Source organism: Paraclostridium sp. AKS73 (assembly GCF_025671395.1).
In the GTDB taxonomy this organism is placed as follows: Bacteria; Bacillota; Clostridia; order Peptostreptococcales; family Peptostreptococcaceae; genus Paraclostridium; species Paraclostridium benzoelyticum.
Window position 1 is genome coordinate 88,758 of the sequence record NZ_JAIXHU010000007.1, and the last position, 16,740, is coordinate 105,497.

Annotated in this window: 14 protein-coding genes and 3 pseudogenes; 5 read left to right on the forward strand and 12 right to left on the reverse strand. The window is 27.9% G+C overall.

What is annotated here, in order from left to right; genetic code table 11:
• Window positions 1–60 precede the first annotated feature (60 nt).
• Window positions 61–210 carry a hypothetical protein gene (locus LEQ07_RS06610; RefSeq protein ID WP_263329979.1) on the reverse strand — a complete coding sequence of 50 codons (150 nt, stop codon included), beginning with the start codon at window positions 208–210 and terminating at the stop codon, window positions 61–63.
• 106 nt (window positions 211–316) lie between these two features.
• Window positions 317–646: a hypothetical protein gene (locus tag LEQ07_RS06615; protein ID WP_046822563.1), complete on the reverse strand. Its 330-nt coding sequence runs from the start codon at window positions 644–646 to the stop codon at window positions 317–319.
• Window positions 647–797: 151 nt separating this feature from the next.
• Between LEQ07_RS06615 and LEQ07_RS20070 the strand changes: the two genes are divergently transcribed.
• Complete coding sequence (locus LEQ07_RS20070; RefSeq protein WP_317852026.1) at window positions 798–1,094, forward strand: sodium:calcium antiporter; 297 nt, start codon at window positions 798–800, stop codon at window positions 1,092–1,094.
• 91 nt (window positions 1,095–1,185) lie between these two features.
• Window positions 1,186–1,758 (forward strand): sodium:calcium antiporter, encoded by a 573-nt coding sequence (locus LEQ07_RS20075; protein WP_317852027.1) that lies wholly within the window; start codon window positions 1,186–1,188, stop codon window positions 1,756–1,758.
• Window positions 1,759–1,796: 38 nt separating this feature from the next.
• On the opposite strand, the gene LEQ07_RS06625 is transcribed toward LEQ07_RS20075, so the two are convergent.
• The gene (locus tag LEQ07_RS06625) at window positions 1,797–2,183 is read right to left on the reverse strand and encodes a DUF4870 domain-containing protein (protein ID WP_263329982.1); all 387 of its coding nucleotides are present in this window, start codon (window positions 2,181–2,183) and stop codon (window positions 1,797–1,799) included.
• 152 nt (window positions 2,184–2,335) lie between these two features.
• Here LEQ07_RS06625 and LEQ07_RS06630 point away from each other — a divergent pair, with 152 nt between their 5' ends.
• Entirely contained in the window at window positions 2,336–2,845 is a 510-nt protein-coding gene (locus LEQ07_RS06630) for a thioredoxin family protein (RefSeq protein WP_263329983.1), read from the forward strand.
• Between the two features lie 46 nt (window positions 2,846–2,891).
• On the opposite strand, the gene LEQ07_RS06635 is transcribed toward LEQ07_RS06630, so the two are convergent.
• Entirely contained in the window at window positions 2,892–4,262 is a 1,371-nt protein-coding gene (locus LEQ07_RS06635; RefSeq protein ID WP_046824078.1) for an MATE family efflux transporter, read from the reverse strand.
• Between the two features lie 85 nt (window positions 4,263–4,347).
• Here LEQ07_RS06635 and LEQ07_RS06640 point away from each other — a divergent pair, with 85 nt between their 5' ends.
• Window positions 4,348–5,181 (forward strand): MerR family transcriptional regulator, encoded by an 834-nt coding sequence (locus LEQ07_RS06640; protein ID WP_046824077.1) that lies wholly within the window; start codon window positions 4,348–4,350, stop codon window positions 5,179–5,181.
• A 30-nt stretch (window positions 5,182–5,211) separates the two neighbouring features.
• Here the strand turns inward: LEQ07_RS06640 and LEQ07_RS06645 are convergent, their stop codons facing one another.
• The 3 genes and pseudogenes from LEQ07_RS06645 to LEQ07_RS06655 all read right to left on the reverse strand — a co-directional run bounded on the left by LEQ07_RS06645 (window position 5,212) and on the right by LEQ07_RS06655 (window position 9,807).
• Complete coding sequence (locus LEQ07_RS06645; RefSeq protein ID WP_263329987.1) at window positions 5,212–5,430, reverse strand: hypothetical protein; 219 nt, start codon at window positions 5,428–5,430, stop codon at window positions 5,212–5,214.
• 27 nt (window positions 5,431–5,457) lie between these two features.
• Window positions 5,458–8,059: pseudogene (clpB, locus tag LEQ07_RS06650) on the reverse strand (ATP-dependent chaperone ClpB).
• A gap of 245 nt (window positions 8,060–8,304) precedes the next feature.
• Entirely contained in the window at window positions 8,305–9,807 is a 1,503-nt protein-coding gene (locus tag LEQ07_RS06655) for a PAS domain-containing sensor histidine kinase (protein ID WP_052951923.1), read from the reverse strand.
• A gap of 315 nt (window positions 9,808–10,122) precedes the next feature.
• Here LEQ07_RS06655 and LEQ07_RS06660 point away from each other — a divergent pair, with 315 nt between their 5' ends.
• Window positions 10,123–11,787 carry a glutamine--tRNA ligase/YqeY domain fusion protein gene (locus LEQ07_RS06660; RefSeq protein WP_046822160.1) on the forward strand — a complete coding sequence of 555 codons (1,665 nt, stop codon included), beginning with the start codon at window positions 10,123–10,125 and terminating at the stop codon, window positions 11,785–11,787.
• Between the two features lie 80 nt (window positions 11,788–11,867).
• On the opposite strand, the gene LEQ07_RS20905 is transcribed toward LEQ07_RS06660, so the two are convergent.
• The 5 genes and pseudogenes from LEQ07_RS20905 to LEQ07_RS06680 form a co-directional block, all read right to left on the reverse strand.
• Complete coding sequence (locus tag LEQ07_RS20905; RefSeq protein WP_332842965.1) at window positions 11,868–12,026, reverse strand: hypothetical protein; 159 nt, start codon at window positions 12,024–12,026, stop codon at window positions 11,868–11,870.
• A gap of 14 nt (window positions 12,027–12,040) precedes the next feature.
• Window positions 12,041–12,825: pseudogene (gene uvsE, locus LEQ07_RS22910) on the reverse strand (UV DNA damage repair endonuclease UvsE).
• A 307-nt stretch (window positions 12,826–13,132) separates the two neighbouring features.
• Window positions 13,133–14,497: a nitrite/sulfite reductase gene (locus tag LEQ07_RS06670; protein ID WP_332842966.1), complete on the reverse strand. Its 1,365-nt coding sequence runs from the start codon at window positions 14,495–14,497 to the stop codon at window positions 13,133–13,135.
• 133 nt (window positions 14,498–14,630) lie between these two features.
• Window positions 14,631–16,175 carry a sodium/pantothenate symporter gene (gene panF, locus LEQ07_RS06675; protein WP_263329989.1) on the reverse strand — a complete coding sequence of 515 codons (1,545 nt, stop codon included), beginning with the start codon at window positions 16,173–16,175 and terminating at the stop codon, window positions 14,631–14,633.
• A pseudogene (locus tag LEQ07_RS06680) lies at window positions 16,175–16,432 on the reverse strand (YhdT family protein); the annotation flags it as partial. The gene panF and the pseudogene LEQ07_RS06680, both read right to left, overlap by 1 nt.
• Window positions 16,433–16,740: the final 308 nt, after the last annotated feature.

Sequence of the window (16,740 nt, forward strand, 5' to 3'; positions counted from 1 at the left end):
TTATTTATAAGTTTTTATATTTATATTCGTATTATAAAATTTCTGCTAAATTGTTTTTTGTCATATATAAATCTCGTTTTTATGAATAAAATATCCGATAATCCATCGTATACAAACGTCTAATCCCATTGCTATCCATACACACTCAATATCTAAATTTGTAAAATATACAATTATAACCGTAATCGGAACTCTTATTCCCCATAACATCCCCCAAATAATAAATATAAAATTTAATTATTAAAAAAATAAATATACCAAAAATAAATTAACACATAATATTTACGTATTAATTGTTTTTGATATATTTTAAAACTCAACTATGGTTATTTTCTTTAATACCTCTTCTATATCTTCTATAATTCATCATGTCTATAGCAACAAAGCTAGCTCCTACTCCTATCATTATTGCTCCTGGTATATTACCTGTTATAACTCCTACTAAAACTCCTATTAGTGCTCCTGTTGTTATATATATAGCAATTTTAGCAAATTTATTAAACTTTAAAGGTATATAAACTGCCATTCTAGTGTATAAGAAAGCTCCTACTATTAAACCTACCACTGATAATATTATGGTTTCTTGCATATTTCCTAAAGTCAGTCCTAGTCCTAATCCTATTAGAATACATCCAAGGGTTACCATCACAACTCTCCTTTTCCTTTTTTTATATTATATTCTTGTACATTTCAAAAGTTGCTAAATTTCAATATATAATTTATGCAAGTATTTTACATTCGTATTTGGTATGATATACTATTTCTTATGATAATTTAGTTTCAAAAGGAGGTTTTTTATGTCATTTTTAATTTTAATAATAGGATTTGCACTTCTTATAAAAGGAGCTGACATATTTGTAGAAGGTGCATCTTCTATAGCTAAGAGGTTTAATGTGCCTCCTATGCTTATAGGTCTTACTATTGTTGCAATGGGGACAAGTGCTCCTGAGGCTGCCGTAAGTATATCATCTTCTCTTGCAGGTCAAAATGATATGAGTATAGCTAATGTGGTCGGATCTAACTTTTTTAATATACTTATTGTGTTAGGTGTATCTGCTATAATTGCAAAGTTACCTGTTGAAAAAATACAATAAAAAAGACACCCCTTTTTTAGTATTTATAAGTGCATTACTTATTATTTTTGGTTTTAATTTTAAGATAAGTAGATTTGATGGTTTAGTTTTATTGTTATTATTTGTATTTTTCTTAGTAAATATGATTAAATCAAATCTAGGTCAACAAAACTCGGATATGTCAGCTGGTGAAAGCGCTATAGCTATAGAAGCTGTAGAGGCCACTGAATCTGAAGTTTCATCTTTGCCTAAAACTATAGTAATTTGTTTGATAGGTATTGTTGGTATAGTATGGGGTGGTGATTTAGTAGTAGATTCTGCAACTAAAATTGCAACTGCTTTTGGTATGAGTTCAAACTTAGTTGGTCTTACTATTGTTGCTATGGGTACATCTTTGCCAGAATTTGTAACATCTGTTATAGCTGTTAGAAAAGGTGAAACAGAAATTGCAATAGGAAATGTAATAGGGTCTAATATATTTAATATTTTATTAGTCTTAGGTCTAGCAGCTTTAATTCATCCTATGACTATTAGTATGTTTGCTTTAATTGATACTATATTCATGACTTTAATAACAGCGTTGCTTTATATATTTATGAAGAAAAACAATTGTTTAAATAAGGTACATGGTTTTATATTTATTGCTATATATGTAGCTTATATGGCTTATACTATAATCCGTTAAAAAAATAAAAAAGAATGCAAATTACATTGCATTCTTTTTTATTTCTCTAAGTTTTTAACACTTTTTGTTTTTAACTTTTCTATTATTCTAAAACTTAAAGGATATTTAAATTCTTTATGCCTGTAATATTGTATAATTGCTATTATAAATATAATTAAATAAATAATAGACATTGCAGGTATTAAATAAGCAGCTTTTTTTACTATACATACTAATAATAAAATTGCAAATTCATATATTACAAATGATATATAAAAATCAATAAGTTTTAATCCGTTCTTTTTTATGAATTTAGATTCTTTTCCATATATCTTCCATGCAGCATATGCTATTATAACCCCAATTATATTAAGCATCATAACAGCTGCTGTCATTACCATCATAGTAATACTTTCATTTTTTGTAGATCTTTGATTTTCTGTCATAATACATTTCCTTTCATTAATAATTTCTATATTATATTTTGAACCATTTATCAAAAATCGTCAACTTTTTATTAAAATTCTATATTCATTTACTATTTTAAATTATTTAGATATAATTCTTATAGGTGAAGTTTACATATTGGAGGTATATTATGGCAATAGAAATGAACATAAAAGAATTATATGAGGTTGGAGAAAGCTTTGAAAGCTGCGTTGGAAAAGGATCAAAATCTGAAAGATCTAGGATTCCTAAAAATACATCAAGAATCAACTTGAACGAAGATATCATAAATAAAATAGCTAGCTATCCAAACAAAGTTAATATACTTGTTTCAGGGGAAATATGGTGTCCTGATTTTCAACTTAATGTATCAGTTTTAAAAAAGTTTATTGATATTAATGATAATTTCGATATATCTGTTATAACTATGGCTAGAGGTAAAAAATTTATGAGTGAAGCCTTAAATATAGAAAAAGAAAACTTTAAAGGTCCCACAATTGCATTTTTGAATGAAGATTTTAATGTTATAGGAGTATTTGAGGAACGACCTCAAGAAGTAAAAATTGTTGATGCCTTTGAAGAAATAAAAATTGATTACTATAAAGGTAAGTATTTATTAGATACTGTTAATGACTACTTAAATATCTTAAATATAAAATAAAAAACTACTAGATAGAAAATTCTATCTAGTAGTTTTTATTTTATATTTAAACAGCATTCTTTGCATTTTCATAAATCCCAACATCTTCATATTTTTCATTTTTTTGAATTTTTGATTTATTTTTTTGAAGTATTTTTCTTGCAATTACAAGTACTATTGCTTCAGATACAAGTGTTGTAAACCATATACCTGTACCTCCAAATATAGACGTCATCAGTATTAAGCTTAAAGTTATTACTACTAATCCTCGTCCTAATGATATTACACTTGCATGTACCGCTTTTCCTGTTGAAACACAAAAACCTGATATTATTACATTATATCCCATAATTAAATATGCTACTGAAGATATTCTTAAAGTTTTTACAGTATAATTAAATAGTATTATATCTGATTTATCAATAAATATAGATACTATTTGATTTGCAAATATTAAAACTAATAAAAATGCTATTACTGAAGCTTTTGTTATGTAGCTTAAGCTCATTTTTAAAAGACTCAGTACGGATTTATTATCTTCCATACCATAATAGTAACTACATATTGGTTGTAATCCTTGAGATATTCCTAGCATAGTTGTAAGAACTAAAGTTGTTACATAACAAATTACACTATAACTAACTAAAGCATTTTCACCTATTAACATTAATATGCTTTGATTAAATAGTAATATAACCACTGCTAAGCTTGCCTCTGTCATAGAATCTGGAATACCTATTAAAACAATTCTTTTTATAAAGCTAAAATCAAATTTAAATTTACAAAATCTTAGTTTTCCTCTTCTTCTTAAAAAATGAGTTAAGAAAAATGTCACTGAAAATACTCTAGCAATTCCAGTTGCCAAAGCTGCACCTTCAACTCCCCATCCCCATTTAAGTACAAATATATAATCTAAAACTATATTAGTTATTGCTGAAATTATAACTCCTATTGTAGATAGATGAGGATATCCATCACACTTTATAAGTAACTCAAGTCCATAAGAAACTAAGTAAAAAGTAACAAATAATATAATATTCCCTAAATATCCTTTAACTAAAGGTAATGTACTTTCTGTTGCTCCTAAAAATATAGATATTTTTTCTAAGTTACCTAAGCTAAATACAATAATAAATATAGATATAATAGCTAGTACTACAGTATTAAGTGTAAAGTATTCACTTGCTTTTTTATCATCACCTTTACCAAGGGTCATTGATACAACAGTTGATGCTCCAGTTGATAATAAAACTGACACAGCAAATAAAGTATTTATAAATGGTGTTGATATATTAACAGCTGCCAAGGCTTCACTTCCAACCCCTTTGCTGACAAAAGCTCCATCTACCATAGAATATAGTGAAAATACCCACATAGATGCTACTGATGGTATTACATATTGTTTAAATTGAGTTTTTAAATCTTTTACGTTTTTCATAATTATTACCTCCCTCCACCTAATTGAATATAAACTATGGTATAATACTCAAGTCAACAATTTTATTTCAAAATGGGGTGATTTTTTGAAAAGAAAATATTATAAAACTGGAGAATTATCAAAAATCTATAATTTAGGTAGAGATTCCCTTAAATATTATGAAAAGTTAGGTCTATTAAATCCAGGTAGGGATACAAATTCTTACAGAATGTACACTATAAAAGATATATGCAATTTAAATTTAATAAAAGAACTTAGAAGCCTTGATTTTTCTATGCAAAGAATAAAAGAATACTTAGAAAATAGAAATGTTAAAACTACTAAAAAAATGTTACAAGAAGAGATAAAACTTATAGATCAAAAGCTAGACGAGCTGACTATGCACAAAGAAAGCTTAAATAAAAGGCTAAGCTCTATTGATAATACACTAGACCATACAAATTTTAATAGAATTGAACTTTTATACATGAATAAAAGAAAAGCACTTACAGTTAATTCAAATGTTAGCTTTGATGAAAATGTAGATTACTTAATTCAAAGGTTAAATGAAAAATTTGATGATAAGTTCTACGTATTAGGGAATAGCAATTTTGGCTCAGTATTTGATACAAAAAGTGTTTCAAATGGAATTTTTAATAATTATAAATCTATATTTTGCTTACTTGATGATAATGCTACCAACTTCAATTTTACAATAGAAGAAGGTTATTATGTAACTTATACATATAAAGGCGATTATAAAAAAACAGCAAAAATAATCCCTATGTTGTTTAAATTTATAGAATTTAATAACTACACAGTTCTTGGAGATCCTATAGAAATTTATAAAATAGATATTTATGAAACTTCTCTAGAAGATGAGTACGTTACTCAAGTTCAAATTCCAGTTCAATTAGTAAGTGATTTATATGAATTTTAAAAAAGGGTATATTATCTATACCCTTTTTTGTTACGGAATTAAAGTATCAATTCCATTTATATATTCTTCATCTTCTATTGAAGAAATAGAGCTTAAGTTTATATTAACTCCATCTTTAAGGTTTACTAATTTACAAGGAAGTAGTCTATTGCTATCAAGTTTATCACTTAAAAACTTTTCTATAAATTCAGTAGTGTTTGAATAATCAGCTTCATATTCACTTCCATCTTTCATCATAATCTTTATCATAAGTTGCCTCCATAACCAATTTGAAACTTACGCTATTTCTTGTACTCTTATTTCTACATTGTCATCATTTCCATCTATAAGTATATGACATCCATTATAAACTTTACCAGCTATCATCATTTTAGCTATTTTTGTTTCTAATACATTTCCAATATATCTCTTAAGTGGTCTAGCTCCATAAATAGGATCATAACCTTCTTTTATCAATACATCTTTAGCACTATCAGTTATACTTAAAGTTATATGCTTATCAACTAATCGTCTTCTTAAATCATCTAAGAATATGTCTATAATTCTTCTAATGCCTTCTTTATCAAGAGGTTTAAACATTATGATATCATCAACTCTATTTAAAAACTCAGGTTTAAATCTTCTCTTCATTTCATTCATTACCATTTCTTTAGTAGACTCTTTTATTTCACCTGAATCTTCTAATAAATATGAACTACCTATATTTGAAGTCATTATTATTATTGTATTTTTAAAATCAACTGTTTTACCTTTATTGTCAGTAAGTCTTCCATCATCTAATATTTGAAGGAATAAGTTAAATACATCTTCATGCGCTTTCTCTATTTCATCAAATAGTAATACTGAATATGGATTTCTTCTTAAAGCTTCTGTTAATTGTCCTCCTTCTTCGTATCCTACATATCCTGGAGGCGGTCCTATAAGTCTTGATACTGCATGTTTTTCCATATATTCTGACATATCAATTCTAATTATATTTTCTTCACTATCAAATAAATTTCTAGCTAAAGTTTTTGCAAGTTCTGTTTTACCAACACCTGTAGGTCCTAAGAATATAAATGATCCTATTGGTTTATTTTCATCTTTAAGTCCTGCTCTGTGACGAATAACAGCATTACTTACAGCCGTTACAGCTTCATCTTGTCCTATAACACGAGTTTTTAACTCTTCTTCTAATCTTAGTAATTTTTCTTTTTCGCTTTCAACTAACTTAGTTATAGGTATATTTGTCCATTTAGAGATTACTTCTGCAATTTCTTCTTCTGTAACCTCTTCTTTTAATAAAGATGTTTGATTGTCATCTTCCATTTTTTCTTCTGCTTCTTTAATTTCGTTTTCAAGTTTTGGAATTATACCATATTTAAGCTCTGCAGCTTTATTTAAATCATATTCTCTCTCATATCTTTCTACATCTCCTCTAGCCTCATCAAGTTTAGCCTTAAGGTTTCTAACATTCATTATATGTGACTTTTCTTTTTCATATATAGCTGTTAAATCATCATTTTTAGACTTAAGTTCAGCTAATTCATCTTGAAGTTTTTCAAGTCTTCTTTTACTTGCTTCATCCTCTTCTTTAAGAAGTGCTTCTCTTTCAGTCTCTAATGTAAATATTTTTCTTCTAACTATATCTAACTCAGTTGGTAGTGAGTCAATTTCACTACGAATCATAGCACTTGCTTCGTCTATTAAGTCTATGGCTTTATCTGGTAAATATCTATCTTGTATATATCTATCTGATAATTTTGCTGCTGCAACTATTGCAGAGTCATGGATTCTAATACCATGGTGAATTTCAAATTTTTCTTTTAATCCACGAAGTATAGAAATTGTATCACCTACACTAGGTTCATCCGCTATAACTGGTTGGAATCTTCTCTCTAATGCTTTATCTTTTTCTATATACTGTCTATATTCATCAAAAGTAGTAGCACCTATACAATTTAGTTCTCCACGAGCTAACATTGGTTTTATTAAGTTTCCTGCATCCATAGCCCCGTCTGTTTTTCCTGCTCCTACTATTGTGTGTATCTCATCTATAAATAAAATTATTTTTCCTTCAGCGCCTTGAACTTCTTTAAGCACTGCTTTTAATCTTTCTTCAAATTCACCTCTATATTTAGCACCTGCTATTAATGATCCCATATCAAGCGCAAATATAATTTTATCTTTAAGTCCCTCAGGTACATCTCCTCTGACTATTCTTTCTGCTAAGCCTTCTACTATAGCAGTTTTACCTACACCTGGCTCACCTATTAAAACAGGATTGTTTTTTGTTCTTCTTGAAAGAATTCTTATAACTCTTCTTATCTCTTCATCACGACCTATAACTGGGTCTAATTTATTTTTTTAGCTAAATTTATTAAGTTTGTACCATATCTAGCTAATGCGTCATATGTACCCTCTGGATCTTGGGTTTCTACTCTTTGATTTCCTCTAACTTTTGATAATACTTCTAAAAAGCTGTTTTTATTTATATTGTATTGTTTAAATATTTTACCTATATTTGAACGTGATTCTAATTCAATTATAGCTAAAAATAAATGTTCAACACTTATATACAAATCATTGAATTCTTTTGAAATTTCTTCTGATTTTATTAATACTTCATTTAACTTTCTTGTAGCTACTACACCTTGTGAACTAGCTGCCTCACCTTGAACTTGAGGTAGTTTTAAAAGTTCAGTTTTTACACTTGCTTTTAGGCCTTCTACAGATATACCCATTTTCTCTATTATTCTAGGTATTAATCCATCTTCTTGGTCTATTAATGAATAAAGTAAATGTATTGTATCTACTTGTTGGTTATGATTTTTAACAGCTTCACTAAAAGCATCATTAAGCTTTTTTGGACTCTTTGTGTCATTTTATCTGCTTCCATAAAAAACTCCTCCAAACTTTTAAATTTAATTTACTATAACTTATACCACTATAAATTTATAGTAAACATTTACCATTAATTTAAATATATTCTTATTTTTCTTTAATTTTTTAAAATTAAAAATATTTTTATAGTTCATGTGTTTCTATTATTATTAGCTTTAATTTGCTCTATAATTCACATTAAAATTATTACAGCTTTTATTCAAATAAAAAAGTGGATAAATCTTAAAAGATTATCCACTATTATGCATATATATCAGAAAACTCAACTTCAATTTTTTGCACGAAATTTGCTTTTAGATTACAGTCATCTATTAGTTCTAATTTGTGGCTGTATAAATTACATGGCATATTTATTATAAACTCACTACCTTGCCCTAGTTCACTCTCAACATCTATATTCCCACCATGTAACTCAACTAAAGACTTAACTAAAGACAGCCCTATCCCACTTCCAACTTTAGTATCTATACTTTCATGCTTAACTTGTTTAAATCTATCAAATACTTTGTATAAGTCTTTTTTAGGTATTCCGATTCCTTCATCTTTAACCCTTAATTGGATCTTATCTTTAAGGTCTTTTATAGTTACTTGTATTGTTTTCCCTTTCCTATTAAACTTAAATGCATTTGATAATAAATTTAAAACTATCCTCTCCATTTTGTCTAAATCAAATCCTATAACTTTTTCTTCCACATCTGTATCAAATATTATATCCATTTCATTTTGATTTGCAAAATCGCTTACAGAATCACAAATACTCTCAACAAAATTAACTATGTCATAATTTTTAGGGTTAAATTCTACATCTTCATAAGTTAACTTAGTTGAGTCAATTAAATTGTCTACTAGTTTCAATAGTCTATATCCATTTTGTTTTATTATATTTAAATACTTATCGTCTCTATCATTTGTTTTGTTATTTATTATATCATATCGGTAATTTAACATTTGAACTGAACTAAATATTAAGTTTAATGGTGTTCTTAATTCATGCGCTGTATTGGCTAATGCTTCTGAACGTGCTCTTTCTAATGCTTCTTCATGCTCTTTTCTCTCTGTTATATCCCTTGCTATTCCTATGATTCCAATTACCTCTCCACAATCTGATATTATAGGTGTTTTTATGATTTCTAAATAAATTTTCTTTCCATTTTTTAATATAACTTTTTCATAATACATTTTAGTAGATCTAGTGTCTATAACCTCTAAATCATTCTCTCTATAACTTTCAAAATTTTGACTAATCACAGGTAAATCCTTATAACTTTTACCTATTATGTCATTTCTATCTAATTCTACTAGCTTGGTTGCATAGCTTTTATTGCAACCTACTATATTCCCCTCTATGTCTTTATAAAATATATAATCTGGGATCGTGTCTATTAGTAATTGTACGGTTCTTAAATGCTGTATCTCTTTATTTTCTACAAGCCATAATACATATTTACTTTCTTTTACATATGATATCTCTACTTTATACCACCCATCTAAATAAGAAATATATGAATCTTCATCTAATTTACCTTCTTTTAGATTTTTATCTAAAATAGAAGGTATAATATCATTTATACTTTTTTCTTTGATATATTCTTCATCCAGATTCACAAGCTCACAAAGTTTATCATTAAAGTCTTCTATTATAAAGTCTGTAAAAATTTCTTCTTCATTTTTTATAGCTTGTCCATATATACATGGCAATGGACATACTTTTAAAATTTCACTACAAAGTTTAAAGTTTAGCATTCCCCCACCCCTAACAAAATTACTCTATATAGATTATAACAAACTTGTTTCTATATTTCATTATTAAATTGTTAATATTGTTTATATTTTGTTAATAAGTCTGTGGATTATTTTAAAAATATGTTTTTTTTATAATTGTAATTTAATATTTATTTTATTTTTTACACTTAAAAACATTTTCCTATAATATTTTTCACTATAATTGTAAGAAATTAACTACTAATCCTTTATTTTTTCTCAATTTGAATTAAAATTATTAATAATAGTAATTATATAATAATAATAATACAAATTTAATAGATAAGAGGTACGAATATGTCAAATGAAAATAAGTCATCAAACTTTATAAGAAACATAATAGTTAATGATTTAGAATCTAAAAAACATGATACTATCATAACTCGTTTCCCACCTGAGCCAAATGGATATTTACATATTGGTCATGCTAAATCTATATGTTTAAACTTTGGTTTAGCTAAGGAGTTTAATGGAAATGTAAATTTAAGATTCGATGATACAAATCCAGTAAAAGAAGATGTAGAGTATGTAAACTCTATAAAAGAAGATGTTCAGTGGTTAGGCTTTAATTGGACTAACTTATACTTTGCTTCAAATTATTTTGAGCAAATGTATGAAAGAGCTGTTCTTCTTATAAAAAAAGGTAAAGCTTATGTATGCGACTTAAACGCAGAGCAAATGAGAGAGTATAGAGGTTCTTTAACAGAACCAGGAAAAGAAAGTCCTTATAGAAATAGATCTATAGAGGAAAATCTTGAATTATTTGAAAAAATGAAAAACGGAGAATTTGGAGATGGAGAAAAAGTTTTAAGAGCTAAAATAGATATGACTTCTCCTAACATCAATTTAAGAGACCCTGCTATATACAGAATATCTCATTCTCATCACCACAATACTGGTGATAAATGGTGTATATATCCAATGTATGCTTTCGCTCATCCATTAGAAGATGCTATAGAGGGTATAACTCATTCTCTATGTTCGTTAGAATTTGAAGATCAAAGACCACTTTATGATTGGGTTGTAGCTGAGTGTGAAATGCCAGAAGTTCCTCGCCAAATAGAATTTGCTAGACTTAATCTTACAAATACTGTTATGAGTAAAAGAAAACTTAAACAACTTGTTGATGAAGGTGTAACTGATGGTTGGGATGATCCTCGTATGCCTACTATAGCTGGTCTTAGAAGAAGAGGTTACACTCCAGAAGCTATTAGAAACTTCTGTAATGAAATAGGTGTAGCTAAAGCAGATTCTACAGTAGATAGCCAAATGTTAGACTACTTTGTAAGAGAAGACTTACAACCTAAAGCACCTCTTGCTATGGGTGTTTTAAAGCCTTTAAAACTAGTTATAACTAACTATCCAGAAGGTCAAGTTGAAATGCTTGAAATAGAAAACAATGCTAAAGATGAAACTAAGGGTAAAAGATTAGTTCCATTCTCTAGAGAAATATATATAGAACAAGACGACTTTATGATTGAACCAGTTAAAAAATACTTTAGATTATTCCCTGGTAATGAAGTTAGATTAAAGGGAGCTTACTTTGTTAAGTGTAATGACTTCATAACTGATGAAAATGGAAATGTAACTGAAATCCACTGTACATATGATCCAGAAACTAAGAGTGGTTCTGGATTTACTGGTCGTAAAGTTAAAGCTACTATACACTGGGTGGATGCAAATAGTGCTGTTCCTTGTGAATTTAGATTATTTGAGCCATTAATCCTAGATGATGCTCCTGAAAATGAAGGTAAGCACTTCTTAGAGCAAATAAACCCTAATTCTCTTGAGATAGTTCAAGGTTTTGCTGAAAAAACTGCTATAGAAAATGCTAAGCCTCAAGATAAGTTCCAATTTGTAAGACATGGATTCTTCAATGTAGATTCTAAATATACTACTGATAAAAAGCTAGTATTTAATAGAGTAGTTCCATTAAAGAGTTCATTTAAACCGAATAAATAATATAACTAAAAAGCTGAGTTAAAATACTTTTTATTAAGTATTTCACTCAGCTCTTTTTATAATAATATATGTATAGTAATTTATATTTCTATAGTTGTTTCATCTATAAATTTAATATTTCCATCTAAATCCCTTATATCATTTACTAGCTTTTTTAATGCTAGATCTTTCTTTTTAGCTTCTATCATAACATCAAAATCTCTGTCTACTTCATCTTTAGCTAGGTATATAAAATTCAAAAAATCTTTTGCATTTATGAAATCTGCATGTTTTCTATCTTTTCAAATTCTCTCGGACTTGAAAAATGTATTTTAGGTGGTAAAATTTCATTATTCCAAGTATTAAAAATATCTTTTAATATATACTTAATTTCATCTCCGTTATTTTTACAAATGTGATGGTGAATATCAAGAACCATAGGTAATTTTGTTTCTTTGCATATATTTAAAACATCTTGTGCTGTAAATATTTTATCGTCATTTTCTAATATTAATCTACTTACAACTTCATTTGGAAAATATTTTAGGTTATTTATAAACCTTTCTATGCTTTCTTCTTTTCCGCCTTGAGAACTCCCGATATGTATAACCATTTTTCCTTCTTTATAATTTATATCTTCAAATATCTGACTTTGAAATTTCAAACTTTTGATAGTATTTTCCACAACATTTTCTTTTATGCTATTGATTACATTAAACTGATCTGGATGAGAATCTATTCTCAGATTATTTTTCTGATTATATTCCCTATATATTCAAAATCTTTTTTAAAATATTTCCTATAATCAAATGTTACGTCTGGATGAGTTCCAAGCGGTATTAAATTTGAAGTTATCCTATAAAAATGTATTTGATTTTCTATATTATAATTTAATATTTTTTCTAAGTCATATATATTTGATCTAGTTACTTCCTTTAGCTTATTTAGCTTGTCTGCCTCTGTATTGATCTTAGAATATCTAGAATATGTTACAGTGCTTGAAGAGGTCACTTTGGGCAAATTTAAAGCTATAGCTACATATCCAAGTCTAACTTTCATATAATTTCTCCTTTAATCTGTATAATATAAAATTAGTTTTTTCTTTATATTATATAATATTCTACAAATTAATAAAAATATTAAATAAAAAAGTGAACTCTAATACTAGAGTTCACTTTTTATTATAATAAATATTTATTTACTATAGTGTCTAATTCGTCTTCATTTTTTTCTATAAATTCATAAAATTCTAAGTTAGATTTAGCTATAGCTTCTGATATATCGAATAATAAGTTTGGAACTTCTCTTCTTAATACATCTCCGTATATTTTTCCTAATCTAGTTTCCTCAAAAGTAGCACATCCACCTATATGAAGTTCATAAGCATCTTCTGTCTTATCTCCAACTCTTTTCTTTTTACCAGCAAAACCAATAGGTGCAACTTGGTGAGTTGAACAAGAGTTAGGACATCCTGATATATGAATTCTTGGTAAAGTGTCACTATTATAATTTTTTCTTCTAAAGTTTTGATTATTTCCTCTAAAGTTTCTTGACTTTCAGCTATACCCATTTGGCAAATAGGAACACCTATACAAGCTGTACTTTGTTGTATTTTATATTTACCTGTTATATCCTTAGTTAAATCTAAAACTTTTTTAGCCTCTTTTCCATTTAAATTTCTTATATAAAGACCTTCACTCATAGCTAATCTTATTTCAATATCATCCATATCATTTACAGTCTCTATTATTTTGTCTAAGTCAGAAACTTTTAATTGACCATTTACAGGGTGTACATAAACAGCGTATAGTCCATCTTGTCTTTGAGAAACTAAACGATCATCTTTGACATCTATAGAAAGTCCTTTTTTATCATATACTTTTTGAGTTACATTTAAATCTAAATTACATTTTTCTTTTGCTTCTTTTAAATGTTTTTTATAGCATTCTAATAAAGCATCTTTACCCATTTCCATAAGCATGTATCTTGTACGAGCTTTGTTTTTATTTTCATAATTACCTTTTTCTATAAATAAATTAGTCATAGCTTCTACATGATATAATACATCCTTCGGCTCTACTAGTTCATCGTATTCACAACCTTTTATAGGATTTTTACCCATTCCTCCAGCTATGTATACCTTGAAGTATTCTTTTTCATCTTTTTTAACTGCCATAAATCCTAAATCATTTATTGTAGCTTTTGATTCATCTTTAGGTGAACTTGAAAAAGATACTTTTAACTTTCTAGGTAGTTTGTAAGTAGTTATTTTACTCATAAAGTGCTCATTAACTTTTGTTGCATAAGGTGTTACATCAAAGATATCTTCTGGGTCTACTCCTGATAAAGGTGAGATAGCAACGTTTCTTGGGAAGTTACCTCCACCACCTCTTGTGTACATATCTTTATGTATACCTTCTTCCATGATATCACAAACTTCATCTATTGTTAGTCCATGAAGTTGTATTGCTTGACGAGTTGTAAGGTGTAATTGTTCTAAATTATATTTATGAGCAAAATATTGCACTAATTTTAATTGCTCAAGATTTAATATACCTGAAGCCACTCTAAGTCTTATCATAAAGTGTTCTCCATCACGGTGCGCATAAACACCCATTCCACCAGATGTATGTTTAAAGTCCATTTTTGACATTTCTTTGTCTAAGAACTTATGTCCTTTTGCTCTGAATTCTGGTATTTCATCTAATAATATTTGTTTATAACTTTCCATATTTGACTCCTTTATAATGACTTTTTATCGCCTTTTATCTAACATATTTATTTTACGACATTTTTCCTTAAATTAGAAATTGATTCTTCCTATTATAATCATTAATATTTTCAATGGTTTATAAATTTATACACTAATTTAAAAAAGAGACACCTAGTAAGATGCCTCTTTTAAATTTATTTTTTATAAACGCCCCAAAAATTTTTATAGTCTCATTCGTTGGTGGTTTTGTAAAACTAGATACAATAATAAATGATAATAATGAAATTATAAGAGGTAAAACTATAGTATGCATACCTAATGGTTTTACCCATATATAACTAAATAGGATATAAGTACCTATACCTGTTATTATAGATGCTAATGCTCCACTTGAATTTGCCTTCTTCCAATATAATCCCAATACAATAGGCCATAAAAATGTAGCTATTATACCTGCATTTGCATATAAATTTAGCCATACTATTAAATCTGGAGGATTTATTGCGACTATGTAAATTATTATACCTAATGTAGATGTTACTAATACACTTATAGTTCCAGTTTTTTTAGCGTCTTTTTTTATCTTAGGGTTTATATAATTAGTATATATATCATTGACTATAGCTCCTGATGCTACTAATAATTGTGAATCAACCGTAGACATTATCGATGCTAATGGACCTGCCAGTAAAATTCCCGCAATTACTGGCGGAAATAATTGAGTTGTTATAGTAGGAATTACTAAATCTCCAGACTCAATTCCAAATACAAGAATACTTGAAAATGCTCCAACTAAATGCATCCCTAATAATAAAATCATAGATACGATTGTCCCATACTTTATTCCATCATGTAAACTCTTTGTGTCTTTATAACTCATAGCTCTTTGGGATACTGAAGGGATTCCTACTACTGCAAAACCAACCAGTATCCAAAATGACGTTACCCATGCTATACTCATATTCCCCGGAGTAACTCCAAATGGAGTTATAAGTCCTTCATTTACACTTTGCATATTACTTACTATATTAGATATTCCTCCTCCTGCTATAACAGTACCTACAAATATAGCTATAGTAGCTACTGTCATTATAACGCCTTGAATTGTATCAGAGATAGTTACCGCTCTAAACCCTCCTACTACAGTATGTACTATAACTGTTAAGCCAAAAGCTGTAAGTGCAACTTTGTAATCTAATCCAACTGCACCTTGCAAAAGTCTAGCTGCACCAACCCACTGAGCTGCCATTGCAGCTATAAAAAATACTACTATAGATAAAGATGTAAGTATTACTACCGCATCAGATTTATATCTTGCTCTTAAAAAATCAGTAATCGTGACTGCATTTATCTTTCTAGCTATTATCGCAAACTTTTTTCCAAGTACTGCTAATGTAAAATATCCAGTTGGCATTTGCGCCATAGATAAAAATACCCATCCTAATCCTTGGGTATACGCTGTTCCTGGCCCTCCTATAAAACTTCCTGCACTCAAATATGTTGTAACTAGTGTCATAGCTAGAACAAAACCTCCTAAGTCCCGTCCTCCGGTCATGTATTCATCCATGAATCCTTTTTCGCCATTATGTTTATTTTTAGCCCTATTTACGAATTTCATAGAGTAAAATCCTACTATAAATATAACTATAAAATATATAAAAATAGGCAATAGTACTTGATAATTTATGTCTTTCATTACTTATATTCCTTTCTATACTCTTCTAACTCATCTCCACTTAACGCATCTAAAGACATGTTCTTAAAAAATTTATTTATCATAATTACAGTTAATACTGAAAATAATATTCCTCCAGCTATACAACTCATAAAGAACCAAGTTGGAAATCCAAGTATATATGTGTATTCTTTAACTGGTTTAGATCCTAATCCATATCCAAACCCAAACCACCATACTAAGTTTACAATTCCTAATGCTAATCCCATTAAAGCTTCCTTGTTGCACTGTTTATATCTAGGATCTTCTTCAAAGTCAAAATTTTCTTTATTTTATTCATATGAAAACAATCTCCTTATCATTGTTATTTAATTAATATATCCAAAATAAACTTTTATTATTGTTATATGTTTTTTAGTATACAATGTACATAAAAATATACAGTATAAAAGAAATCTGTCTATAAAATATAAAAATTTCAATATACTTATAACAAAAATATAAAAATAACTTACAAACTATAAGTTTTCAAGTTATTTTTTCACTTTTTTAGCAAGTAGCTCCTCCAACTACATGAAGTTCTGCT